General features: G+C 45.5%; 19 protein-coding genes and 1 pseudogene. 15 read left to right on the top strand and 5 right to left on the bottom strand.

The window, feature by feature from the left end; genetic code table 11:
- Positions 1–295: 295 nt before the first annotated feature.
- Positions 296–1,486 (top strand): annotated as a pseudogene (locus HWX64_RS03340) (dicarboxylate/amino acid:cation symporter).
- 358 nt (positions 1,487–1,844) lie between these two features.
- Here the strand turns inward: HWX64_RS03340 and HWX64_RS22055 are convergent.
- Positions 1,845–1,973: a hypothetical protein gene (locus HWX64_RS22055; RefSeq protein ID WP_303049455.1), complete on the bottom strand. Its 129-nt coding sequence runs from the start codon at positions 1,971–1,973 to the stop codon at positions 1,845–1,847.
- A gap of 138 nt (positions 1,974–2,111) precedes the next feature.
- Here HWX64_RS22055 and HWX64_RS03345 point away from each other — a divergent pair, with 138 nt between their 5' ends.
- Complete coding sequence (locus HWX64_RS03345; RefSeq protein ID WP_175987251.1) at positions 2,112–2,459, top strand: hypothetical protein; 348 nt, start codon at positions 2,112–2,114, stop codon at positions 2,457–2,459.
- A 163-nt stretch (positions 2,460–2,622) separates the two neighbouring features.
- On the opposite strand, the gene HWX64_RS03350 is transcribed toward HWX64_RS03345, so the two are convergent.
- Complete coding sequence (locus tag HWX64_RS03350; protein ID WP_175987253.1) at positions 2,623–3,504, bottom strand: phosphotransferase family protein; 882 nt, start codon at positions 3,502–3,504, stop codon at positions 2,623–2,625.
- A 528-nt stretch (positions 3,505–4,032) separates the two neighbouring features.
- On the opposite strand from HWX64_RS03350, the gene HWX64_RS03355 reads away from it, so the two are divergent.
- The 10 genes from HWX64_RS03355 (at position 4,033) to HWX64_RS03400 (ending at position 14,952) form a co-directional block, all read left to right on the top strand.
- Positions 4,033–4,662: an HAD family hydrolase gene (locus HWX64_RS03355; RefSeq protein ID WP_175987255.1), complete on the top strand. Its 630-nt coding sequence runs from the start codon at positions 4,033–4,035 to the stop codon at positions 4,660–4,662.
- Positions 4,663–4,726: 64 nt separating this feature from the next.
- On the top strand, positions 4,727–5,332 hold the full coding sequence (locus HWX64_RS03360) for a hypothetical protein (protein ID WP_175987257.1): 606 nt from the start codon (positions 4,727–4,729) through the stop codon (positions 5,330–5,332).
- A 135-nt stretch (positions 5,333–5,467) separates the two neighbouring features.
- Positions 5,468–5,908: a hypothetical protein gene (locus tag HWX64_RS03365; protein ID WP_254871028.1), complete on the top strand. Its 441-nt coding sequence runs from the start codon at positions 5,468–5,470 to the stop codon at positions 5,906–5,908.
- Between the two features lie 646 nt (positions 5,909–6,554).
- Positions 6,555–7,442, top strand: a complete 888-nt coding sequence (locus tag HWX64_RS03370; RefSeq protein ID WP_175987259.1) for an alpha/beta hydrolase — start codon at positions 6,555–6,557, stop codon at positions 7,440–7,442.
- 191 nt (positions 7,443–7,633) lie between these two features.
- A complete protein-coding gene (locus HWX64_RS03375; protein WP_175987261.1) occupies positions 7,634–8,527 on the top strand; it encodes a phytoene/squalene synthase family protein in 894 nt (297 codons plus the stop codon).
- Positions 8,517–10,013 carry an NAD(P)/FAD-dependent oxidoreductase gene (locus HWX64_RS03380; RefSeq protein WP_175987263.1) on the top strand — a complete coding sequence of 499 codons (1,497 nt, stop codon included), beginning with the start codon at positions 8,517–8,519 and terminating at the stop codon, positions 10,011–10,013. The genes HWX64_RS03375 and HWX64_RS03380 overlap by 11 nt, the downstream gene beginning before the upstream one ends.
- Positions 10,006–11,397, top strand: coding sequence for an aldehyde dehydrogenase family protein (locus tag HWX64_RS03385; protein WP_175987265.1), 1,392 nt, complete (start codon positions 10,006–10,008; stop codon positions 11,395–11,397). The genes HWX64_RS03380 and HWX64_RS03385 overlap by 8 nt, the downstream gene beginning before the upstream one ends.
- 81 nt (positions 11,398–11,478) lie before the next feature.
- On the top strand, positions 11,479–13,005 hold the full coding sequence (locus HWX64_RS03390) for an NAD(P)/FAD-dependent oxidoreductase (RefSeq protein ID WP_175987267.1): 1,527 nt from the start codon (positions 11,479–11,481) through the stop codon (positions 13,003–13,005).
- Between the two features lie 86 nt (positions 13,006–13,091).
- The gene (locus tag HWX64_RS03395; protein WP_175987269.1) at positions 13,092–14,198 is read left to right on the top strand and encodes a glycosyltransferase family A protein; all 1,107 of its coding nucleotides are present in this window, start codon (positions 13,092–13,094) and stop codon (positions 14,196–14,198) included.
- A 160-nt stretch (positions 14,199–14,358) separates the two neighbouring features.
- On the top strand, positions 14,359–14,952 hold the full coding sequence (locus HWX64_RS03400; RefSeq protein WP_254871029.1) for a CBO0543 family protein: 594 nt from the start codon (positions 14,359–14,361) through the stop codon (positions 14,950–14,952).
- 564 nt (positions 14,953–15,516) lie between these two features.
- Here HWX64_RS03400 and HWX64_RS03405 read toward each other — a convergent pair.
- The 3 genes from HWX64_RS03405 to HWX64_RS03415 all read right to left on the bottom strand — a co-directional run bounded on the left by HWX64_RS03405 (position 15,517) and on the right by HWX64_RS03415 (position 19,952).
- Positions 15,517–16,791 carry a CdaR family transcriptional regulator gene (locus HWX64_RS03405; protein ID WP_175987270.1) on the bottom strand — a complete coding sequence of 425 codons (1,275 nt, stop codon included), beginning with the start codon at positions 16,789–16,791 and terminating at the stop codon, positions 15,517–15,519.
- A gap of 569 nt (positions 16,792–17,360) precedes the next feature.
- Positions 17,361–18,992 carry an L-glutamate gamma-semialdehyde dehydrogenase gene (pruA, locus tag HWX64_RS03410; RefSeq protein WP_175987272.1) on the bottom strand — a complete coding sequence of 544 codons (1,632 nt, stop codon included), beginning with the start codon at positions 18,990–18,992 and terminating at the stop codon, positions 17,361–17,363.
- Positions 18,993–19,034: 42 nt separating this feature from the next.
- Positions 19,035–19,952: a proline dehydrogenase gene (locus tag HWX64_RS03415; RefSeq protein WP_303049456.1), complete on the bottom strand. Its 918-nt coding sequence runs from the start codon at positions 19,950–19,952 to the stop codon at positions 19,035–19,037.
- Between the two features lie 500 nt (positions 19,953–20,452).
- Here HWX64_RS03415 and HWX64_RS03420 point away from each other — a divergent pair, with 500 nt between their 5' ends.
- From HWX64_RS03420 to HWX64_RS03430, 3 genes are all read left to right on the top strand, one after another.
- On the top strand, positions 20,453–20,722 hold the full coding sequence (locus HWX64_RS03420) for a heterocycloanthracin/sonorensin family bacteriocin (protein ID WP_175989621.1): 270 nt from the start codon (positions 20,453–20,455) through the stop codon (positions 20,720–20,722).
- A gap of 145 nt (positions 20,723–20,867) precedes the next feature.
- Complete coding sequence (locus HWX64_RS03425) at positions 20,868–22,778, top strand: putative thiazole-containing bacteriocin maturation protein (RefSeq protein WP_175987274.1); 1,911 nt, start codon at positions 20,868–20,870, stop codon at positions 22,776–22,778.
- The gene (locus HWX64_RS03430) at positions 22,775–24,721 is read left to right on the top strand and encodes a TOMM precursor leader peptide-binding protein (protein WP_175987276.1); all 1,947 of its coding nucleotides are present in this window, start codon (positions 22,775–22,777) and stop codon (positions 24,719–24,721) included. The genes HWX64_RS03425 and HWX64_RS03430 overlap by 4 nt, the downstream gene beginning before the upstream one ends.
- Positions 24,722–24,742: the final 21 nt, after the last annotated feature.

Consider the following 24,742-nt stretch of genomic DNA (forward strand, 5'->3'; position numbering starts at 1 on the left):
AACATTTTAAAAATACAATCCACTTTTCCTCTTTTTCATGCAACTTGTCGAAAAATCCTTGGCAGATCGGGACACAGGTATAGTGGATTGGAACTAAAGATGGACCTTCCACTCTTACAAAGCAGCTCCCCCTCATCAACTGCCAGACTGTGCCGCTGTTCCAATCAAAAAGCACAATCAAACCCGTCCCTCTCCCACGATTAGTGATATAATAAGTCTCTAAAAACTTGCAAAGGCGTAGATAACAATGAAATACATATGGAAGCAATATATGAAAATCCCGTTTGTTTTGAAAATGTCTGTGGGCTTCCTTCTTGGGATTGCCGCCGGCCTGATTTTCAAAGCGGATGCTGAAGTCCTGAAACCGTTCGGAACCGTCCTGATCCATCTACTCAGTTTGATTGCGATTCCGGTTATCTTCCTTACGGTTGTGCAGGCGGTAAACAAGATGAGTGTCACCCAGCTTGGCAGGATGGGCTGGAAGCTGATTCTCTATTATACGGCCACGACGGCTGCTGCGGTGTTCATCGGTCTTGGTCTGGCCTTTTGGTTCAATCCGGGGATGAATTTATCGCTGCCGGCTGCGCAGGTGGAAGAGCCTAAAACACCTCACTTCTCGGATGTTTTACTTCAAATCATCCCGGACAACCTGTTCCAGGCTTTTGCAGGGGGAGACACACTCGCAATCATGTTTCTGGCAGTGATCATGGGGATTGCGATTTCATGGATGAAGTTTTCTGCAGACAAAACGATGAAGGAGTAAGGGAATCTCCTTGATAAGGTGTTTGCTGCCTTTAATGAAATGTTCTACATTCTTCTTAAAGGGGTCCTTGCTTACGCGCCGTTCGGTGTATTTGCCATAAGTGCGGCCACTTTCGGTCAGCAGGGATGGGAAACGATTCAATCTCTCGCTGGGTTCGTAGGGGTCTTTTATGCAGGAATCATCTTGCTTTGGATCGTCGTATATGCTGGTTTCTTGAAGGTGGCTGGTCAACCGGTTCTCCATTTCTTCAAGAAAACGAAAGAAGCATACAGCACCGCCTTTTTCACCTCAAGCAGCATTGCGTCCCTGCCTGTTGCGATTCAATCTGCCAAGAAAGCAGGAGTCTCTGACAGGACGGCGAATTTCGCCCTTCCGCTCGGGGCCATCTTCAATTCAGACGGTGGCGCATTGAGGATGGGAGTTTCCATCGTATTCGCGGCAAACGTGACAAACTTACTGCTATCGGTCACAGATCTGTTGATGATCGTTCTCGTCGGGACCCTTCTTTCGATCGGAACCTCGGGTGTCCCTGCAGCGGGGCTCGTCACGTTATCAGCCGTGTTGACGATGTTCGGTTTGCCGCTGGAGATTGTCGCCCTTATTGCCGGAGTCGATGCCCTCATTGGCATGGGCGGGACGGCATCGAATGTGATGGGCGATATTGTCGGGTCTGCCGTTGTGGATGAAGCTGAGGATGAGAAAGTGGAAGCTTCGGCGGTATAAATAAATGTTTGTATTGGGACGGATCTCTCATGAGGGGAGCCCGTCCCTCTTTTTTTCGGTAGAATGGCGGCGGTTCCCGCTCTTTTTTTAAAAAAAGTACGTGTAGGGCTCGATTCGCAAAAAAAATGCAGATTTGAGCCGTCCCAAGTTGACCAAATTCCTTTACCATAAAAATACGATCTACTTTTCAGCTTTTACGAACCACTTTTTAGAATTACATTCCACTTTCCATATTTACGTTCCAGTTCTTAAAAATACAATCCACTTTCCCCATTTTTCAAGCAACTTGTCGAAAAATCTCTGTTCAAATTGTTACGGTCACCCGGAGGCAGCTCCCCAATCTTAAAGTCCACCGCCATTAAAGATTATCCGTATTAATCCTCGGGGTCTCCTGTTCAAGAGCTGCTGTTTCCCTTGCGTTTTCATTGTGCCGATCGTTTTTGTTTTCGTTTTTTAAAGTGCGCTCGTTTTTCTTTTTGTCAGCCACTCAAAACACCTCCTACCGATAATATGCTCCATTTTTCATCAGGAAATTAAAATGGATTACAGTGCGGTTTCCCCAGGAAGGAATTAATTATGTGATATTGGAGACTCTTCATAATAACAAGAAATGAGGAGGGGTCTTATGGAAGTACACGGAAGTGAATGGAAAGACAGGGCGCTGCATGCCATGCATGCACTGAAAGACAATATGAAGGAGAAGTTCTATTCTATCGCTGATATTCCAAATTCGACAGTACCGGAATTGGCTGAGTTCATTCAGCAGCACCCTGACACCCAGGTGATAAGGAAGAATCTACTCGGCAACAGTTACACCTTTTACAGACTGAACATGAACAACTATCAATTCTATCTGGAAACCAATTCTGACCGGGTTTTACAACTTGATGGTTATTCAAATGGGACGAAATTCGTTTCCCATCGATCTTATCGGGATTTTGACGATTTGGATTCACCGATTAAGTTGATGTGAGGATGAGCTGGGCTTTCTTATAAAAGAGAGCCTGTTTTTTAATGTTGGGGTGAATGCCTCTTTTGACGCACTTTTGGTCATGACATAAAGAGCAAGAGACACGCCAAACATCGTGTCTCTTGGATAATGAAAAGGGATATTTTGTAATACTAACCACGTACTCTTATGAAGCCTTTTTAATTTTATTATAGAGGGCTTTAAGGCTCACTAGAGAACGTCTCTCCTGTTCAGTTTCACCCAACTCTTTAAACAAAAGAATCAGCATAAGGCTCGTATCAAGCTGGTAAAGCCACCGTACCATTTCAGGCACCCGTTGAATTTCACTCTCAAACTCGTGATATCCTTCTATAAATTCGCTGCCTAAGAAACCGTACTCTTTAATTCTCATCAACTCCAGTACGGGATCGCCTGCCAAGGAATTGGTCCAATCAAAGATACCCACTACTTTCTTATTTCTAAATAGGATGTTTTCAGGGCGGATATCCATATGTAATAATCTGGATTTAGAAGGATAAGACTCGAATATTTCCTTTAATTCTTCCACATGTGGAAGTGAAAGTGTTGGATTGAAAATTAAATTAAATTCTTTTGCATTTTTGATCAGTCGTTCTGATATTGCTTCGTGCGCATCACGCAGGAATTGAGGTGGAACTTCTATTTGGTGCAGCACTTTTACAAACTTCCCCATCTCGTTTAAAGGGGCAGCGTTCTCTTTATCACCGGAGACATACTCTTGAATGATGAAATCGACTTCTTTTCCTTGATGGAAGAGATAGATTATAGGAGCGGGCAGGTGATGCTGATAGCTAAACGTCGTTAATTTATATTCTTTCTCAAGTCCTGCTCTCGAAGCACTCTTCTTTGTCTGATTCCTGCTCATCGTATCCCAAGGTACCCTGATCACTACTTTACCCCATTCAAGCGTCTGCCCGATCAGAACACAATTTTCTACTCCTGAAGCAAATGGGTGAATGCTGACCAAACTGCATAAATGCTCACAATCTTTTGTGACTTCACTTATAAAAATGTCTACGATCTTACTCATATTTGTAATCCTTAAACTCCCCTATCAGTATATGATACTATCATTATATAAAAGGAAACTTAGTCCTTTGTTTCTACAATTTTACAATTAGATTATTTCATTAAATAATCCAATCCTTGATAAGAGTGTTAGAGTTTCCGCAAATAGGCTTCATAGGCTTACTGTCATTTCTTTTATCACTTTTAATGTGGTAAGTACTTGTGAGTCTTAGAAACTAAGGGGGAGGACGAAAAGGGTTTTAAAGAGGATATTGAAATGGGGGATTCTTCTTTTTCATTACAATTATTACATATATGTAACAAACTGAATGCCGCCTGGTTGAATAGGGGGCGTTATGGTTTGAGGTTTTGTATTCCTCATCTCATCTAAGTTGAAACAATTTCCCTTCGATTAACGTCTAATGGTAGGGTTTGAGATAACAAGATTGGTTTAGTAAACACAATAGACAGTCCTTGAGAAAGCGGATTTGACCTTGATGGACAGGAAGATAAAATAGCAGAAAAATCTTTGATATGAAGGCGGGATAGGATGAAAGCGATTATTTTTGACTTTGACGGGACGCTTGCTGATACGCTGCCGGTTTGCTTCTATGCATTTCAATCAGTGTTCAAGGAGTTTGATGACATCGAAGTTTCTTCCGATGAAATCAAGTCCATGTTTGGGCCATCGGAAACAGGCATTATTAAGGAAAATCTGAAGAACTCCAACCGGGATGAAGCGATTGATTTGTATTATCAGAAATACAATGAAAAGCATGGAGAGCTGGTCATGGCCAATAAAGAAGTGGATGACTTGCTTCAATCATTAAAAAAACAAGGATACAAATTAGGTATTGTAACTGGAAAGGCAAGAAAAAGTCTCGCCATTTCACTGGATCATCTCAATATGAATGAAGTATTTGACGTCATCATTACCGGTGATGATGTATCCATTCCAAAACCTCATCCCGAGGGATTGAATCAGGCATTGACATTGCTTAACGTCACGAACGAAGAAGCTCTATTTATCGGCGATAGTGATGCTGATATTGAAGCTGGTAAAAAAGCAAAAGTACGGACCGTCGGAGTCCAGTGGCTGCCGAATTATCAGACCCAGGATTTTAGCATTCAACCAGATCAGACTTTTAGTTGTGTAAGTGAATTCAAGGAATCACTTTAATAAGAAACCAACATTCTTAGGACGTCAATTCTGCGTTCAATTGCCATAAAAGGAAGTGTAAGGAATGAATAAAATAACGTTGGGTATTCTGTTATCTGTGCTCGTGGCACTGTCAGCAGCTTGCTCTAACTTTGATGAAAGTGTTAAGCCATCCAAGGCCTCAACTCATAAGGAAGAACAAAACACAGCTTCCGCCGGTCAATCAAGTACAGATAGCGATGAGAATGGTGATGAAGTAGTTCAACCATCACCTAAAGAGGATGACGAACCTGCTGCGGGGAGATTGGATGAGGACAAAAATGCAGCCGTCGAAACGAGCGATCCGGAAAGTAGTGAGACAGGTTTAGACCCGGGGGATTATTTGAATAATCATTATCCGATCGAGCAGGCTCATTACACAACGAAAACATGGGTAAATGATGATAATGGCAGCACGGAGTTGACAGTCAGCATCCTTCCCGATACCAAAGAATTCGGTGAAGAAATCGATGACGTGTTCAAGAATGGCTCCCCTTTTTTGGACGATAAAAGAACCATCACCATGAAGGACATTGCTGAAGACATTATGATGGAACTGCCTGATGCGTATGAAGGTATCCACGTCGACTCGGTCAATTGGGTCTCTTACGATGGTGAATTCGCTGTGACGTTGGTGCAAGATTATCGCTGATCCTAGATGATCTAACTCTATAAATTAAGTAAGTCAGAGTAGAAGAAACAATACTAAAGGGAAGGCGTCTCGGAATTAAAAGAGAATGCTATAAAGTTATGTGAGTCTAAGAGATTAACATACTGAACGAGGCGGATGGAAATCGATTTACATGAAGGAATAAGGAGAGGTTATGTGAAGAAAATAATGATAGCCCTCCTGCTTACCCTAGTATTAGGGGGGTGTAAACAGAAGGAGGTTCAACATCATAAGGATCTGGAAGAGTCCATTTATACGATTGTTGCAGGTGAAGGCAATAGTGAAATAAAGGTTAGATCTCTTACGGATTTTACATGGGATAGAGCATTCTTATTTGAACCATATACTCCTCAAGAACAAATTGAAAAACAGCTGGATGTTGAGTTTGAAGATCCAAGCAATATTAGCAGGAGAGATGATATCTACTTATTGGTCTTTCTCCGTGATGAAGAGGTTATTCAATATGCAGAAATCGATCGTCAAAAGTCTGATTTTTCGATGGGAGGGAGTGATTATATTACTCCATCTAGGGATTTAATAGAGATCGAAAGGAATTAGCATTCAGTTTTAATATTGTTTCGATAAGGATGGATGAATGTCCATTCTTTTTTTATTATATGAAGTACTTTTCTAACCATATCTCTCCTAAAAATAGGTTTGAACCGGGTCAGGTGCCGCCGATGTGACAGCCAAAGGTGTTCTTCTTCACCATATCCCTTCCTCTATTAAAAATACATGCGACTTTCCTCATTTACATGCAACTTTCGGAAAATACGTTCCATATTTCACATTTACGTTCCACATTTCAAAAATACATGCAACTTTTCCCGTTTATCAACCAACTTGTCGAAAAACCTTTGAATCAGTGGGAGAGGTACCATGAATGGCTGGGGTTGAGTGCTGCCCCCCGGTGCGGTGAAGCTATATCGTACAGGGACCAGGCCCCAAATCGGAAATCCATAGAATCATCAGGCGCAATCCCAAAGCAGGGATGTATCTCTTTTTGTGGAATAGATAGTAAATGGCAAAATGAACTTTAAAAATGATTGCGGGATAAATACATAATGTTTAAAAAAACATGATTCAAGAATCACTACTATTATCCGGTACCAAATAGAATGAAAGTAGAGAGTCTGAGAAGATCCGTTCAGAGAAATCCGATTCGGAGTAATACATCTAAACTATTAAAAAGCGAGGTGACCCCATGTTCAAAATTATCATTGCAAAATTACTGCGGATCCTCCCCAATCAGGCGAAAAAAACCCCTATGCTTCCCCAGCAGGAGGTGGAGATAAAAAAAGATGTGGTAGTCGAAACATCTGTTCAACCCACTACGGTATCCCTCTATTATCCTCTAGTAACAAAACAGAAAAAGTTCCCTGTCTATATTAACTTCCATGGCGGGGCGTTCATCATGAATGAGAAGGAGATGGACGATCCTTATTGCCGGTATCTTGCCAATGAGGCGGAATGTGTGGTGCTGAATGTCGATTATGCAAAAGCACCGGAGTTCCCTTTTCCGAAACCGATCCAACAGGGCTATGACATTCTTCAATGGGTGAGGGGGAAAGCCGATGAGTTGAATATTGATGCGGATAAGATCATGGTTGGCGGGCAGAGTTCAGGGGGGAATATCGCAGCAGCCCTCTGTCTCTACCTTGAAGAGAAAGGGGACGATCAGCCGCTTCTTCAAGTGCTGTCCTGCCCGATGCTGGATTTTGTCACCCCGCATGGGGATAAACCGGAACCGGATAAGTGGCGTGCCCGCTATCCTCAAGTGGCCCATTTTCTGAACATGTGTTACGTACCCTTAAAAGAACAAGCGGAGCATCCTCACGCTTCCCCGGTTCGTGCAGAGGTGAGAGGCCGCTTAGCCCCAGCCCTGATTCTCATAGCCGAGAACGACGCATTCAGGCCCGAAGCGGAATGTTATGCTGCGAAATTAAAAGCAGCGGGGATAAGCGTTCAGGATGAACTGTTTGAAGGGTGTTCACATGCTTTTACGCATCTAGGGCCAAAGGAAAGAGCTGAAGAGGCTTGGCAGTTGATTGCAGGGAAGATCGAAGCAGTGGCCGGCTCAGAGCAACATTGAAGCTCCTCCTTCGTTGTTCCTATCCCCCTATAATGTGTTTTCGCTGCACATCCAAAGTTTTTCGGGGGTAAAACCGGGTATAAAATAAGAGCGAAGGTTACAGACTTGGCAGCAGTAGATAAAAGGATGATTTAGCCTTTGATGATATAACGATATTTCAATGATCTGGATATGGATCAGAAGGAGACGATATGGACATAGAGCAGCGGCAAGCGGATTTTGTTTATTGTGAAAACATCATAAAAAAACATTCCAAAAGCTTTTATTACGCATTTTCAAAGCTCCCTGTTGAAAAAGCACATGCCGTTTATGCGATCTATGCTTTTTGCAGGATGGCAGATGAGTGTGCAGACGGAAAACATTCATCCAAGAAAAAAGTTCAGCTCCTGAAACAATTAAAGAAAGAGCTTGATTTGTTCAATGATCATGAGGAACTGGATAAACCACTGTGGCGCGCACTCAGACACGTATTTAATACGTTTGAAATGGATATCGGCCCGTTTTATGACCAGCTCACCGGGCAGTCCATGGATCTCACTTTTACAACCCCGAACACGATGAAGGAACTGGAACGATACAGTTACTATGTAGCTGGGTCTGTCGGTTTGATGCTTCTGCCTGTCATTGCTTCGGAATCTTCAGCAGATTTGCAGTCGTCCGTGATCAGTCTTGGCGTCGCCATGCAACTAACGAATATCCTGCGTGATATCGGCGAAGATTACCATGAGAAACACCGCATCTATCTACCCAAAGACGAACTAAACCTTTTTCAATATTCCCAGAGTGATTTACATAAGGGCAAGATCAATGAAGAATTCATAAACCTATGGGAGAAACTTGCTGCAAGGGCCGAATCACTATATAGCGAGTTTTTATTAAATATAGAACTGTTTGACGCTGATAGCCGAATACCCGTCTACCTGTCTGCCCATATTTATAAAGGCATACTTGATGCTGTCAGGAACAATGGCTACCAGTGTATGACGGAACGGAACTTTGTGACTAAAGAAAAAATGACCCAGATCCATGATGCAGCAAGCATCCTTGATTTGCGGGAAGGAGATGCATTAACAGTTGAAAAATAAATCCGTACTCGTCATCGGAGGCGGACTCGGTGGACTGTCGGCTGCAATTTCACTTGCACAGGCAGGATACGATGTCTCCTTATATGAAAAAAACAATCACATCGGCGGAAAATTGAACCGGCTGGATCAGGATGGTTTTGGCTTCGATCTCGGCCCGTCCATCCTGACGATGCCGCAGATTTTTGAAAAATTGTTTGCCGCCAGCGGGAAATCCATGCAGGACTACGTCCGGATTGAGAAGCTGGATCATCAGTGGCGCTCCTTTTTCCCAGATGGAAATGTCATAGACTTATATGAAGATTTGAAGGACATGCAAGAGAAGAACCCTTCCTTAAATGAAAAGGATATCCGTGAATATCAGAATCTGCTGGACTATTCGAAAACGCTTTATGACATGACGGATAAAACCTATTTCCAGCATGGTGTCGACAGGACGAGGGAAATCATGAAGCATACGGGCCTGTTCAGTGCGATAAAGAACTTTGATTTGTTTTCGACGGTCCACGGCGCCATCGATAAACGGATCAGCAATGAACAGTTCCGCGATATGCTTTCCTATTTCATCAAGTATGTCGGTTCGTCCCCTTACGATGCTCCGGCCGTGTTGAATATGATGATCTACATGCAGCACGACCAAGGTGTCTGGTATGTGCCCGGCGGATTGAACAAGCTCGCGGACGGCCTTGTGAAGCTGGCTGAAGAAGTGGGCGTCAGCTTCAATCTCGGAAAGCCGATCGTCAAACTTGAGAAGAAGGACGGCGAGATCACGGGAGCCTTATTGGAAGACGGGACCACGCTGACGGCGGATTATTTCGTTTCCAATATGGAAGTCATCCCGGTTTACGAGAGACTGCTGAAGGAAGAAAGCCATTATATAAAAAAATTGAAAAAGAAATTCGAACCTGCGAGCTCAGGACTCGTCATGCATCTTGGCGTGAAGAAAAGCTATCCGCAGCTGCGCCATCATAATTTCTTTTTTGCTGAAAATATGAAGGAGCAGATGCAATCGATCTTCCATCGCCGTGAATTGCCGGAGGACCCGGTCATTTATCTGGTGAACGTCAATAAGACCGATCCGACCCAGGCCCCTCCAGGACATGAGAATATAAAAGTGCTGCCGCACATTCCTTTTATCCGGGCTGAAAACCCGTTTACACAGCAGGACTATGAACGATTCGCTGAGCGGACACTGATTAAATTGGAAAAAATGGGCCTCGAGGACTTGCGTGAAAATATCGTCACGAAGGATATGTGGACACCGGAAGATATCAGGCGGACGTATGGCTCCGACCGCGGTGCAATCTACGGGACTGTTTCGGACAAAAAGAAGAATAAAGGCTTCAAGCATCCGAAACAGAGTGAACGCTATGACAATCTTTATTTCGTCGGAGGGACGGTGAACCCGGGCGGCGGAATGCCGATGGTTACGTTAAGCGGCCAGCTGGTAGGTAAGAAAATTGTGGAGCGGGATGCATCCCATGCCTGAGGAGGCTTTTCTGAAGGCTTTACCGGAAAGGCTGAGGGAGGAACAGTTTTCTGAAGGAAGCCCCTCACTTCAAACACGAAAAGAACAGCTTTTAAAGCTGAAATCCATTCTATTGGAGAATGAAGAGGCATTTATGGATGCCCTTCATTCCGATTTGGGAAAACCGGCATTCGAGGCCTATTCATCTGAAATCGCCGTCTTATTGAATGAAATCGATTATATATATAGGCATCTGGGAAAATGGATGCGGCCGGTGAAGTCCCGGCATCTGAAAATGGGATATGTGGAAACAATCAACAGGAAAAGGCAGCCACACGGGATTGTTCTCATCATCGGTTCATGGAATTATCCGCTTCAGCTTTCCTTGATGCCAGCCATTGGGGCAATCGCCGCCGGGAACCGGTGTGTGATCAAACCATCCGAGCATGCACCGGCAACGGCCCGGCTGCTGGAAGGAGTCATGAATGCTGCCTTTCCACCTGAACAAGTAACCGTTGTGACAGGGGATGCAGGGACCGCGAGCCTGCTGACTTCATCACCTTTTGACCTGATTTTTTTCACAGGAAGCGGGGAGACCGGAAAACTCGTAGCCGAGCAGGCAGCGGAACAGCTTACACCGGTGATCCTGGAGCTCGGCGGGAAAAACCCCTGTATCATCGATGAAACAGGTTTTTCAGAAGCGGCCATCCGGGACATCGTCTGGGGGAAATTCCTTAATGCGGGACAAACGTGCATTGCGCCCGACACCCTGTTTGTCCATGAGTCCATTTTTGAAAAAGCGCTGAATGACATTTCTGCTGTGATCACCGCGTTCTATGAGGACCGGCCGCAGGAAAACAGTGATTATGGCCGGATTTGTACCGATGCCCATTTTGAAAAAGTGGTCGAGTTTATCGGTGAAGGTGATGTCCGTCACGGTGGTGCGCATGATCGGAGTGGTCGGTTCATTGCCCCTACCGTGGTGACGGATATGATACCGGGAAGTGCGATTTTGCAGGAAGAAATCTTCGGCCCGGTCCTTCCCGTCATTCCCTATAGGGATTTACACACGCTATTATCCAGTGGAATGATTCAGCGGGATGCACTTACGGGATACATGTTCAGTAAAGACAAGAATGGAATCCAGCGGTTCAAGGAACACATGCAGTCACCGACCATCAGCATCAATCAAGTGATCCATCATGCCGCGAGTCCCCATATCGCATTTGGCGGGAAGGGGAGGAGCGGATACGGTGCTTATCACGGTAAAGCAGGTTTTCTGGCATTCAGTTATGAGAAAACAGAATACAGAGCGCATTATTTCATCCGTGTCAGGGGGAAATTCCCGCCGTATTCCGAGCGAAATATGAAGGCATTGAAGAAGTTGAGGAAGTGGCTGTTGTAATAGAAAAAGATTGGACACAATGGTACGTGTGAAGATTGATAAATACGGAGTTTTTTTAGGGGAACGATCGGAGGGATTCACATGAGCAAGAAAGTTATTGTCGTCGGTGCAGGTGTCGCAGGGCTTGCCAGTGCCATAAGACTGCAGCATGCGGGGTACGAGGTGGAAATCTATGAAAAAGCATCGACACCCGGTGGCAAGATGAATCGGATTGAACTGGATGGCTACACATTTGATCTCGGGCCAAGTATCGTCATGATGCCGGACTTATATCGGGAAATCTTTGAACTATGCGGCCGCGATCCTGATGATTATATTCCCATGGAAAAATTGGACCCGATTTATCGGGCTTATTTCAGTGATATTCCCGACCAGCCTTTTGATATCTCCTCGGACCTTACCGAACTCACCAAGACGATTGAATCGATCAGCGAAGAGGACACGGCAGGTTTTTTTCAATACCTGCATGAAATTTACGAACGCTTTGTCATCGCAAAGCATCATATCCTTCAACGGCCGTTCCGCAAGAGGTCTGATTTTTATAACCTCCCCATGTTGAAGAAAGCGTTGAAACTGAAGCCATACGACACGGCCGATACGTTTATAGGAAAATATATTAAGAATGAACGGCTGAAGCAGCTGATCAGCTTTCAAACGCTGTACATAGGCATTTCCCCTCTTAAAAGTCCATCTTTTTACACCATGATCCCGATGATTCAGTTTTTATATGGAGTATGGTTCATCAAAGGCGGCATGTATACGATGGCACTTGCCATGGAAAGGCTCTTCAAGGAACTTGGCGGGACGATTCACTACGGCAAGGATGTGCAGGAAATCAGCATTGGAAATCGCAGGGCGGACGGGATCATCGTGGACGGGGAAAAAACCCCTTCGGACTATGTCGTCTGTAATGCAGACTTTCCGTATGCCATGAAACATCTGGTCAAAGACAAGACGGCCAAGGGGAAATACAATGATAAAAAGATCGACAGCATGAAATACTCGTGCTCGTGTTTTCTCTTATATCTCGGTATGGACCGGAAATATGAAGAAATCGACCATGTACATAATTTTATTTTTAATGAAAACCTGAATCAGAATCTGGAAGATATTTTTGACGGGAAGAAACTGACGGATGCATCCTTCTATGTGTACATCGCTTCAAAAATGGATCCTTCCCTTGCACCAGAGGGGAAAGATGGATTGTATATCCTGATGCCGGTCTCGAATATCGCTTCAGCAAACTATGACTGGGACGAGGAAACCATTTCTTATTATCGCAGCTACATTTTAAGTGAATTAAAGAAAATCCGTGGTTTTGAAAACGTTGAAAATGAGATTGTCACTGAAACGTATACCACACCACGGGACTTTGAATCCAAATTCAATGCCTATAACGGCGCCACGTTTGGATTGCAGCCAAGCCTGGACCAAAGCAACCACTACCGTCCGCAAAGCAAGGCGACTCATTGTGAAAATTTGTACTTCACCGGAAGCAGCACACATCCCGGCGCCGGTGTCCCGATCGTGTTATTATCGGCGAGGATCACTGCGCAGGAATTGATACAGGATGATACAGGGGAGCTCTATGATTATTCGGTAAAATAGTGGTTGTTTAAGTTGTGTTTGGACATGTAGATAAAGGCTGATCGTAAATAGTTGCATGCTAACTCAAAGAAAGGAGGCAGGTTTTTATGGCAGCATCAGAAGTGATTAATCTCGCTATTGGGTTCCTTGCAGTGGTGATTGGCATCCTCGTGTTCTGGTCCTTGCCGGTTCCTGGTTTGACCTCCAAAAATGCTGCCGGTCTCCCGTTACTGTCCATCATCATCCCTGCCAGGAATGAAGAGGGCAGGATCTCACCGTTATTGCAATCATTACAGGAGCAGCGTTTCAAACAATTTGAAATACTGGTTGTGGACGACGATTCATCCGACAATACGGTGGCTGTCGCGGAAAGATATGGCGCGACGGTCCTGAAGAATTCAGGGGCAGGAAAGTCGTCTGCCTGCTGGCTCGGTGCCGAGCATGCAAAAGGAAGCTGGCTGTTGTTTTTAGATGCAGATACGAGATTCACTAGTGTGAATGGTATAAGCAACCTGCTGCATTTCTACCAGGCAAAAGGAGCCCGGGGCATCGTCGCATTACAGCCATTTCATACAGTGAAGCGGTTGTATGAACACCTCTCCGTTGTCTTTAATATCATTGTTGTGGTGGGGATGAACCTGTTTACGGTCTGGGGGGCGCGGTTTAAGACCGCCGGCTCGTTCGGTCCATGCATACTTTGCAACCGGGACGATTACTTTTTGTCGGGGGGGCATCTGGGAATCGAGGGGGCCATCATGGATGATCTCGCACTGGGGGAGGCTTTTCTTGATAAAAATCTCCCGGTCCGCTGCCTCGGCGGCAAAGGGATCATCTCCCTGCGCATGTACCCGGAAGGCTTGGGCACCCTGATCGAAGGCTGGTGCAAAAGTTTCGCCGTTGGATCCAAGTCTACTCATCCAGTCGTTATGCTGATGGTCATCATCTGGATTTCCGGCAGCTTAACCACTGCAGGTGCATTCATTACTTCTTTAGTTGAACGGGACCCTGCCACGATGATATTGAGCGGAGTTTTATATATCCTGTTTACGATTCAAACTGCATGGTTTGCCCGTAGGGTCGGTGATTTCAGATGGACGGTGTTTCCTTTTTATCCGGTGCTGTTTTTGTTTTTTGCAGGGGTTTATTTGTATTCCTTTATCCGGGTGAATGTGTTTCATTCGGTGAAGTGGAAGGGGCGGAAGTTCAAGGTTTGAAACATCTTATACATGTTTAAACAGTCGCCGATTTTCCACTTGGTTATAAATATTTCAAAAAGAAGCGCAGGGAGGGATCCCGCGCTTCTTTTTTACAAGGAATAATATTGTTAACGATTTAAAGTAATACTAACGTAAAAGAGATTGCTGGAGTGGGTAGATGTTGATTACTAAGGAGCAGGGAAAGCGGCTGAATGAGATACAAAATGCAGAAGAAAAGATAAACACCTTGTGGGTGGACTATTGGAAAGACTTTTCTGGTTTTGATACAGTCCCGTTTTGGGTCATTATTGGGATGCTCGTTTTGCCTCTTGTTCTTACTTTATTTAAAATAGATAGAACAAAGGTTTTTCAAATTGGATTTTTCGGATTCAATATACATACATGGTTCACTTATTCAGATGCGATCGCAATCAGGACAGGCCATGTATATTACCCGTACCAAGTGATACCCGTTTTGCCCGTTAACTTTGCCCTGGATGCTTCACTTGTGCCTGTTACCTTCTTGCTGGTATATCAGTGGTGTATCAATAACAATAAGAATGTATTCCTTTATGGTCTCTTTACTTGTGCTTTCTTCGCTTTCTTCTTCAAACCTGTCATGACTGCATGGGAATTCATCAAACTGGATAAGGGTATGAATTTCTTTTATCTCTTTCTCAATTATGTTGGCATTTTAATTATGTCGATTGTCATTACAAAGGTGTTTCTATATTTAAAACACCATCCCAAAAAAGATAGGAAGATTAATTAGACAGGAAGATTGACGATATGGGAGCTATGCATCTCTGGCGGAATTTATAATAATAAAGAGCCTCAACCCGTTTTGGTTTTAAGGCTCTTATTTTATTTATAAGGAGTCCAGGGAAGTTTCTCTTTTAACAAAAACCAAATCCGTGCGTTGTATTTTGGTTATTTCTGTTAATTTCAGCATAAATCCAAAAAAGTCAGCATAAATCCTCAAAACATCAGCATAAAACATAATGGAACCCGGCTCTAAGGGATTTGGAGAGCCGTGGAGGTCATTCTTGCAGCTGCTAATAACGCGATTCAATTCAATATGTGCCTTTTTCAAGCAAATTTTTAAAAATACATGCCACTTTCCCAATTTACATTCCGCATTTTGATTTTTCATTCCACTTGTCGAAAAATCCTTAAGCAGTTTGCGGAAAGGACGTTACTCTAATGTGGCGCGGGTACACGCACCGGTCCTCAATCTAATGGCTCGGGCGGGGGACCGGTGTGTATTGTACCCTTTTACTCAAGTGCGCGGGCAGACCCGCTTCCCCATGCCCAAATAAGGACGACAACCGTCCAGTTAACCAATCCCCTTCAAAGCCTCTTTATACCGCTGATAATAAGCTTCAACATTATTCAACAGCAGTAATTCAGTATATAGATATACTTTCATGTTGAAGTTATTGAAATCAATGGTGGTAAGCTCTTGGATTTTTTTGATTCGATAATTCAAGGTGTTCGGATGGATGAACAATTCGTTGGCGGTCTGTTTGCCTTTTCCGTCGTTCTTCAAATAGACTTCAAGTGTCCGGAGCAGATCGGTCTGCTTTTTGACATCGTTCTTGATCAAGGACAGCAGGTCATCGCTGTAATAATCCTTTGAGGTGTTTTTTTCGTAAAGGGCAGGCAGGTACCGGTAGATGCCCAGTTGTGCGAATTCCCGCGGCATCGATTCAGGGCGCGGGCTGATGAAGTTGGCGGTTTCGATGACCTCTGACGCTTCCAGGAAGCTCTTCCTCATTTGATAGAGGGAGGTGTATTCCTTTCCGACCCCGATCAAGAAGTTATAAAATTGCTCTTCCCCTGTTTGATCTTTGACCTTTCTGGCCAAGTCCCTCGCTAATTCCAGCGATGAGAATGGTTGATCTGCTTTGCCGTATAGAACGAGGATCACCTGGTATTCTGTTTTCAACGCATAGACAGTTGTGCTGAAGGATGTTTCTTGGACAAGCCTCTCAAGATGGTGGAGCATCGGTTGATATTGTGGTGACGTGATGGAATAGACGGCCACTGTGAACCGTTCCGGTAATGTCAGTTTGACCAGTGATGCATCATGGCGCAGCTGGCTTTCACTTCCGTATTCATGCTGCAGGAGACGCCACAATACTTCTTCTTTTTTGTCTTTTTTAAAATTTGCCTTTGCGTAAATATCATTGATCAGATTTCCAAGGTGAGGGGAGATCTCTTCAAGGAAGGCAAGCTCTTCACTCTGGAGAAGGCGGCCGGATTCCTGTACCCAGATATACCCGATCGTGTTCCCGAGATATTTTGCGGCGATCACGACGCGCTGGTGGAATCCCAGCTCTTCCATTGGTTGAACCCTGATCGGATCCGATTGGTTTTCAAGACGGTGTACGATGCCTTCTTTTTTCAGCCGGTCGATGATGAAGATCGGACACTTTTTTGTGAGGATTGTCTTTTGCTGTGTTTGATCGAATTTATCGAAAGAGGAACTGTAGGAAATCAATTCAAAATTTTTGTTTTCAATGATGACGGGGTTGCCTAATTTGGAACTGATCAATTCCGTCGCTTTATGGATGTCTTCTGCCTGGAGGATTAAATCTTTTGCTTCCATAGGGATCTTACCTTTCCACGAGAGTTATTACCCCTATTATAGCGTTTAATTTCTGAATGAAAAGAAAAGAGGTTGGGACAAAACTAAAAATTTGCCATATAAAGACGAACAATATCAGTGCAGGTTCTTTATACCGCTAATGATTTCCGTGCAAGACTACGCTTTCCGCGGGTAGCCCGTGAGCCTCCTCGGCAAGCCTGCGGGAAGAAAAGCGGAAGGGCTTTGTTTAGAGGCGGGTGGCATAAGGCGAATCGACCACGAAGGCGTTCTTTGCCTTCTTGGTCGGTTTGACTTATGACATGTGCCTCTAAGCCCTGAAGCTAGACACGTCTCACATAAGCTACTCTTCCCGCAGGAGTCTTCCTCTTGCACTCCAATCAACCGCTAGAAAAGGCTTAAACCTATGTATTTTTTAAACAAATTAAAAACCCGAACTAATTTGCCTCATTGTGTGCAAATTAATTCGGGCTTTACTTAGACTAAAACACTTTTCTCCCAGCCTCTTAGTCATAAAAAGCTTATTCGATTTTGTGCATCAGCAGCGGACGTTTAGACCGCCAATTATAATCTTATTCTTCATCCATAAACGGATAAGCAATGTCCGTAGTCGGAGCAAAGTTTTCTTTGATGATGCGTGGACTGGTCCAGCGAATCATGTTGAAGACAGAGCCTGCTTTATCGTTTGTACCGGAACCGCGGGAACCGCCGAATGGCTGCTGGTTGATCACGGCGCCTGTTGGTTTGTCGTTGATATAGAAGTTACCGGCTGCACCTGATAGGCGGCGCTCAAGGTGCATGATCGCTTCACGGTCTTGTGCGAAGATCGCGCCTGTCAATGCATACATGGACGCTGTATCGACTGCAGTCAATGTGTCTTCCAATTGGTCATTTTCGTATACATAAATCGTTAATACTGGTCCGAAGATTTCTTCTGTCATCGTTTTGAAGTTTGGATTCGTTGTCACGATGACTGTCGGTTGAACGAAGTAGCCTTTAGAATCATCATACGTGCCGCCGGCGATGATTTCTGCTTCTTCAGAATCTGCCGCATAGTCGATGTAGCTTGTGATGGAATCGAAAGCCGGTTTATCGATGACCGCACCCATGAAGTTCCTGAAGTCTCTGACATCTCCGACTTTAAGCTTGGCCGTTTCTTCCAATACGCCAGCTTTCACTTCTTCCCACATACTTGCAGGGATGTAGGCACGGGATGCTGCTGAACATTTTTGACCTTGGTATTCAAATGCTCCGCGGACAAGTGCAGCGACCACTTTGTCTGCCTGCGCTGTTTCGTGGGCGAATACAAAGTCTTTCCCGCCAGTTTCCCCGACCAGACGAGGGTATGATTTGTAGTTCATGATGTTCTCCCCGACGTTTTTCCAGATGGTCTGGAATGTGCTTGTTGATCCGGTGAAGTGGAATCCGGACATGCGAGGGTCCGTCAAGACTACCTCTGATACTTGTGAACCGCGGGAAGGGACGAAGTTGATGACCCCTTTAGGCAATCCTGCTTCTTCTAAAATACGCATGAAGTAGTAGTTTGATAGTACAGAAGTTGACGCCGGTTTCCAAACGACTACGTTCCCCATGATGGCAGGGGCAGATGGCAGGTTCCCGCCGATTGCCGTGAAGTTGAATGGGGAGATCGCCAATACGAAACCATCCAATGGACGATATTCCAGGCGGTTCCAGATATTTTTCATGCTATCCGGCTGCATTTGATAGATTTGGTTTGCATAATCGACGCCGAAACGAAGGAAGTCTGCTAATTCTTGTGCAGCATCAATTTCAGTTTGATAAGCTGTTTTCGATTGACCCAGCATCGTAGCCGAGTTGATGACGTCACGGTAAGGTCCGGAGATCAAATCCGCCGCTTTCAGGAAAATGGATGCACGGTGCTGCCACGGCATGTTGGCCCATGATTCTTTTGCAGCCATTGCAGCCTCTACAGCATCACGCAGCTCTTTTTCACCAGCAAGCGAAAAGTTTGCAAGGACATGTTGATGATCATGCGGCATGACGACTTGCTTCACTGAATCCGTCTTAATGTTTTCCCCATTGATGATGACAGGGATATCGACTACTGTTTCCGATTGGCGCTTTAATTCTGCCTTTAATGTTTCTCTTTCTTTTGTACCTGGGGCATATGTATTGCCAGGCTCATTTTTAGGTGTTGGGATATTGAAAACTCCGTTACTCATTTTCTTCACGTTCCTTCCTTAAATTATTATCTGCAATGAACATTACTTGCTGAAGATTCCCTTCAATGCAAACGCGATGTTTGCAGGCCTTTCAGCCAGCCGTCTCATGAAGTACCCGTACCAATCTTCCCCGTAAGGCAGGTAAATACGGACTGTATACCCTTTTTTAACGAGATCGGACTGCAATTGATTCCTCATTCCATAAAGCATTTGAAACTCGAAGCGGTCGTTCGGGATATTGTGTTCTTTCACTAACCCGATGGTGTAATCGATCATCGCTTCATCATGGCTAGCCACGGCAGTATAATGACCGTTTAAAAGCTGCTTTTTGATGAGATGTTTCAGATTCTCATCCACTTTTTGCTTTTCAGGGAAAGCCACCTTACCTGATTCTTTATATGCACCCTTCACCAGCCTTAAATAGGGTGAGAACTGCTTGAGATCATCTACATCCTGATCTGACCGATACAGATAGGACTGGATGACCGTCCCCACATTTTCGTACTTCTGCCGAAGGGTTTTGTAAATATCGAGGATGGCAGGGCACCTGGATGAATCCTCCATATCGAGGGTGACCGTGATTCCATATTCTTTTGCCTTGGATAAAATCAACTCCATATGTTCGAGCACCAGGTCACGACTGATATCCAATCCAAGCGATGTCAGTTTTACAGACATTTCAGTGTCCAACTGATGGTAAGCAATTGCCTTTATACTCTCGATACACTCCCGGACATGTTCCCGTGCATCATCCACGGAATCAACAAATTCACCTAGGTGATCGACTGTAACCTGGAATCCTTCCTGGTTCAATTGAGTAATCAATGGAATGGCCTGCGAAAAGGTTTGGCCCCCAATGATCTTGTTGGCCCCAAATTTGGATCCCCATCGCTTGGCCATTCGGTCCAATGCCTTATTGTAAGACAGATACAAGAAAAAGCGCTTACTTATGGCTTCCAAAATCACCACACCTCCTTGTATTGACACTGTTTCCCCTCAGTGCAGGGTGATTAAACGAAATTCGTTAAACTATTTCCTCTGTTAAGAAAATTATAACGACAATGGCCGATACGAAACAACGTGCCCCAACCACAATAATGTTAGTGCTTATTTATGGTTTAGCCACAAAAGGGGGGATCGAAAGTAGAGAGTGGGGACTATTAGTAGGATGGGAACCTTCCCCAGTTAACCAGCGGTTCATAAACTGAAGTAAAAAAATCCCGGCTATCAAATAAAAGAGTTCAAACTCTGTTCCATGGACTGGAGTGTTCATGTGTTCTTTTTTGCGTGGTGTCCCTCTAAATTAGGCTTTTACATCAGTAACAATACCCACCAAAATGACATAAATTGTTTGGGAGTGTTCACATTTATAGTGAATGTACCTATTATAGGAATTTTTCTTAGTAGCTGTTTCTTGATTGAGAGTCAATGGCTAATTTATTTGGGAGGTAATGAAGATGATGAATAATTTTCACCATGAACTTCAAGGTCTGAATGTAGGTGATTTCCAGGCAACACAGCCTGTGTCCTGGGATCAACATATGTATGATCCAAATGACGAGCGGCTGTTCCTGGGATTTGGAGGCTGTTTTGGATTTGGATTCTCATGTTTCTTTAGCTGTTTTGGCTGCGGTGGATGTTTCCGTTGCGGTGGCTGCGGCAGATGTGGACGATGTGGCGGATGCGGCCGTTGCGGAGGCTGCGGCAGATGCGGACGCTGCGGGCGTTAATCCGCTTTTAGAATATATGTTTCAAAAGGACCCCTGTGATTCAGTGCAGGGGTCTTTATTTATACATATGGGACAAATTGAGATTCATAAGATGATAATGACGGTTACAAAACAATTAGGATTTAGCGGGGGAAGGAGGAGCGATATGGGGAAATTGGAGCCTTCTATGCGCTTAAAAGTAAAGAGGGATACGTTTTACCTCCCTGAACCAAACAGCGGTGTTTATTTCAGGAATAACCAGTGTTCTTTCCGGATGGAAGGAAGCGGGATCGATCAGTGGGTGGAGAAGCTGCTGCCGATGTTCAATGGGGAGTATTCGCTTGAGTATTTGACGAACGGACTGCCTGGTCCTTATAAAAGCAGGGTGATGGAAATCGCGGAGGTTTTGCACACAAATGGATTTGTTCGGGATGTAAGCAGGGACCTTCCGCACCAGCTGCCCCGGCATGCAGTGGAAAAATTCGCATCACAGATCGAATTTGTGGATAGTTTGGCAGATTCGGGGGCATCAAGGTTTGAAACCTACCGCCATTCAAATGTCCTGGCAGTGGGGTCTGGTCCTTTTCTGGCTTCATTGGTTTCATCGCTGATTGAATCTGGAATATCAAACCTGCAGGTGCTCGTGACCGATGAAGTGCCCACGAACAGAAGGCGGCTGCTGGAGCTTGTGGATCATGCCCGTCAAACAGATCCGGAGCTTGAGCTTCTCGAAGTCGGATTCAGTGAAGATGGATGGAGGGAGACCCTGAAGCCGTTCGATTCGGTTTTATATGTGACTCAAAACGAAAACCTTGAGAAATTGGAGCTCCTTCAAGACATTTGCAGGAAGGATAAGAAGTTGTTTGTTCCTGCAATTTGCCACAAGCAGAAAGGAATCGCAGGTCCGATCATCCATCCCGAATCAGAGGCTGGCTGGGAATCTGCATGGAGACGGATACACGCTGCGGCATTAAGAAAAGAAAATCAGGGTCCTGCCGAATCTGCGGTCCCTGGGGCGATGCTTGCGAACATGATCGTTTTTGAATTATTTAAAGAGATGACAGGAGTGTCGAAATCGAATCAGAGAAATAGAATCTTTCTGCTGGATACAGAAACACTTGAAGGAAGCTGGCATTCCTTTTTACCGCATCCACAGGAAATCGGAAATGCAGGAGCTGAAGCTGTTCAAAGTCTGGAAGCGAGGCTGGAGCAGGGCTCAGAAAGAATTGACAGGGAAAAAATGCTGTATTTCTTCAGTCTGTTGACGTCAAAAGAGACCGGGGTTTTTCATGTATGGGAGGAAGGAGATACAAAGCAGCTGCCACTTGCTCAATGCCGTGTGCACCCGGTTGATGTACTGTCTGAAGGTCCGGCAGAACTGCTGGATGAGGTGATCTGCAGCGGTTTGACCCATGAGGAGGCACGACGGGAAGCCGGGTTGCAAGGGGTAGAAGTGTATGCTTCCAGATTGGGCCGTTCGATGGTTCCTCATCGTAACGGTGAATATGTTGCGACCTGCGCAGGGGCGACATTTGCGGAATGTGTTGGACGCGGGCTTCAGAAGTGCTTGACGGATGAGCTGAGAAAAAGGGAATGTGTTCAACAGAGTACGATTTCACGTCTTGAATTAGCTGAGATTAAGGATGAGAGATGTCATTTTTATATTAAGGCACTGACCACCATGCAAGGGAAGCCTGAAATCGGGATCGGTGAGGATGTGGCCCGATTTCCTGTCGTCTATGTCCGAGGGAAAAATGGCTGGTATGGAAATGCAGGATTAACCCTTACCAATGCACTGAGAAACTCTCTGCAGCACGCTCTTTTTTATGCTCAGAACGGTACGGATGCTTTTGACGCAAAACCTGTTTCCGATGTGGTAGAGGAACAGAGTGCGGAGAGAATAGACATTGCCGCCGCTGAAGACGGGATCGTGGCTGAAACCGTGAAAGATGCAATTGAAACTTTGAAGAGGAATCAGAAGCAGTTAGCGGTTTATGAACTGGATATGGAACCCGTTTTCAAACAGGAGCTGGAAGGCGTGTTTGCTGTGCTGCTGCGAGAGGAGGAAATGCAATGAGTTCTTTCGTGGTGATTGTCGGGGATGGGATGCTTGCGGACCGGGTATGTGCGCAAATTTCAGCACGGTATCCCGTGTTCCGGCAGGGCAGTTTTGAAAAAAGACTCCCTGTACGTGCGGATTTGGTGCTTGCCTTGGATGATACGTGGAATCCGGCTGTTCATCAGCAGGCAGAAGAAGTGATGAGGGGAGCTCAGGTCCCGTGGCTGAGAGGCTTTGTTTCGTTTGGGGAGGGGGTCGTTGGACCACTTGTTCGGCCCTGCACACCGGGATGCTCCCAATGCGCCGATCTGCGGCGTCTCCTCGGAGGGAAGGAACGCCATGAGATGCGGGAGGTACAGGGGAAACTCGCTGAAGTCGGCGGACTAACGAGGGACCCATGGGCGTCGAATTCCGGATTGATGCACATGGCTCACATCATCGCGGCGGAAGCTCGCAGGTTCCTAGAGGGTGAAAAGCCGCATTCGGAAGGCCGGATATGTTTAACCGAACTGAAAACATTGAACAGCTCGTGGCATTCCTTCATTCCTGATTCTTTATGTGGTGTTTGCAGCAGGATTCCGGACGATTCGCCGGAATTAGCCCGGGTTTCCCTTCGGCCGAGCCGGAAAATCAGCAGGGGAAGTTTCCGCTGTACTTCCCTCGATGAACTGAAAAACGTGCTTGTAAAAGACTATCTGGATAATCGGACGGGACTTTTTAACTCGAAGATGTATGACCTGGTGACGCCGTTTGCGGATGCAAGTGTCAATATGCCGATGTTTTCCGGGGATGAAGGGACGGCAGGCCGGACTCAAGCTTACTCGGACAGCGAGCTCACTGCCATTCTTGAAGGATTGGAACGTCATTGCGGACTGCAGCCGCGCGGTAAACGGACAGTCGTACATGACAGCTATCGGAATGTGAAGGAACAAGCGCTCGACCCTTTGAAGGTCGGCGTGCATACTGATGAACAATATGCCATGCCAGGATTTCCATTTGCGAAGTTCGATCCGGAGAGGGCGATTGACTGGGTGTGGGGCTATTCACTCATCGAAGAGCGTCCGATACTTGTCCCTGAGCTTCTTAGTTACTACAGCCTGGGCTGCGGCTCAGCCGGTTTTGTGTATGAGACGTCCAATGGCTGTGCGCTTGGCGGAAGCCGTGAGGAAGCGATTTTTTACGGAATCATGGAGGTCGTCGAACGGGATTCATTCCTGTTGACCTGGTATGCAGAGCTCAACCTGCCGCGGCTTGATCCTTCTACAGCTGGTGACGAGGAGCTCCAGTTGATGATCGAGCGGATGCAGGCGGTCGCAGGGTATGATCTCTATTTGTATAACGCCACCATGGAGCACAGGATCCCGAGCGTCTTTGCAATCGCCAAAAACAGGAAGGATTCAGGCTTGAATCTGATCCTCGCGGCAGGTGCCCATCTGGATCCTGTAAAGGCGGCAAAAAGCGCGATCCAGGAACTCGCCGGGATGATGCTGAATCTTGATGAAAAACTGGAAAAGAACAGGGAGAAATTTGAAAAAATGCTTCACGATGATTCCCTCGTGACGCAGATGGATGATCATGGCATGCTGTATGGATTGCCGCAGGCGGAAGAACGGTTAGGGTTTTTACTGAATGACAGCAGGCCATTGAGAAGTTTCCAGGAAGAGTTCAAATGGACGTCTGATCATACCGATCTTACGGATGACCTGAAGGATATTTTGGAATCATTCCGAAGCGAGAACCTTGATGTCATTGTCGTTGACCAAACCGCTCCGGAACTTGAGAAGAACGGTCTGCACTGTGTGAAAGTCTTGATCCCCGGCATGCTTCCGATGACATTCGGGCAGCATCTTACCCGTCTGACAGGACTTGAGCGGGTCCTGAACGTCCCGGCGGAACTGGGATACGACGACCGGCCGTTGACATTTGAAGAACTTAATCAAAAACCGCATCCGTTTCCTTAGGATACCCAGGAGGTGAGGAGG

The sequence above is a fragment of the Bacillus sp. Marseille-Q1617 genome (assembly GCF_903645295.1).
Taxonomy (GTDB): domain Bacteria; phylum Bacillota; class Bacilli; order Bacillales; family Bacillaceae_B; genus Rossellomorea.

What these genes read in the sequence shown, in the direction of transcription:
- HWX64_RS03345 (WP_175987251.1), top strand. Translation starts at nt 2,112, where the DNA reads ATGGAAGTACACGGAAGTGAATGGAAAGACAGGGCGCTGCATGCCATG.
- HWX64_RS03350 (WP_175987253.1), bottom strand. Translation starts at nt 3,504, where the DNA reads ATGAGTAAGATCGTAGACATTTTTATAAGTGAAGTCACAAAAGATTGT.
- HWX64_RS03355 (WP_175987255.1), top strand. Translation starts at nt 4,033, where the DNA reads ATGAAAGCGATTATTTTTGACTTTGACGGGACGCTTGCTGATACGCTG.
- HWX64_RS03360 (WP_175987257.1), top strand. Translation starts at nt 4,727, where the DNA reads ATGAATAAAATAACGTTGGGTATTCTGTTATCTGTGCTCGTGGCACTG.
- HWX64_RS03365 (WP_254871028.1), top strand. Translation starts at nt 5,468, where the DNA reads ATGGAAATCGATTTACATGAAGGAATAAGGAGAGGTTATGTGAAGAAA.
- HWX64_RS03370 (WP_175987259.1), top strand. Translation starts at nt 6,555, where the DNA reads ATGTTCAAAATTATCATTGCAAAATTACTGCGGATCCTCCCCAATCAG.
- HWX64_RS03375 (WP_175987261.1), top strand. Translation starts at nt 7,634, where the DNA reads ATGGACATAGAGCAGCGGCAAGCGGATTTTGTTTATTGTGAAAACATC.
- HWX64_RS03385 (WP_175987265.1), top strand. Translation starts at nt 10,006, where the DNA reads ATGCCTGAGGAGGCTTTTCTGAAGGCTTTACCGGAAAGGCTGAGGGAG.
- HWX64_RS03390 (WP_175987267.1), top strand. Translation starts at nt 11,479, where the DNA reads ATGAGCAAGAAAGTTATTGTCGTCGGTGCAGGTGTCGCAGGGCTTGCC.
- HWX64_RS03395 (WP_175987269.1), top strand. Translation starts at nt 13,092, where the DNA reads ATGGCAGCATCAGAAGTGATTAATCTCGCTATTGGGTTCCTTGCAGTG.
- HWX64_RS03400 (WP_254871029.1), top strand. Translation starts at nt 14,359, where the DNA reads ATGTTGATTACTAAGGAGCAGGGAAAGCGGCTGAATGAGATACAAAAT.
- HWX64_RS03405 (WP_175987270.1), bottom strand. Translation starts at nt 16,791, where the DNA reads ATGGAAGCAAAAGATTTAATCCTCCAGGCAGAAGACATCCATAAAGCG.
- pruA (WP_175987272.1), bottom strand. Translation starts at nt 18,992, where the DNA reads ATGAGTAACGGAGTTTTCAATATCCCAACACCTAAAAATGAGCCTGGC.
- HWX64_RS03420 (WP_175989621.1), top strand. Translation starts at nt 20,453, where the DNA reads ATGAATAATTTTCACCATGAACTTCAAGGTCTGAATGTAGGTGATTTC.
- HWX64_RS03425 (WP_175987274.1), top strand. Translation starts at nt 20,868, where the DNA reads ATGGGGAAATTGGAGCCTTCTATGCGCTTAAAAGTAAAGAGGGATACG.
- HWX64_RS03430 (WP_175987276.1), top strand. Translation starts at nt 22,775, where the DNA reads ATGAGTTCTTTCGTGGTGATTGTCGGGGATGGGATGCTTGCGGACCGG.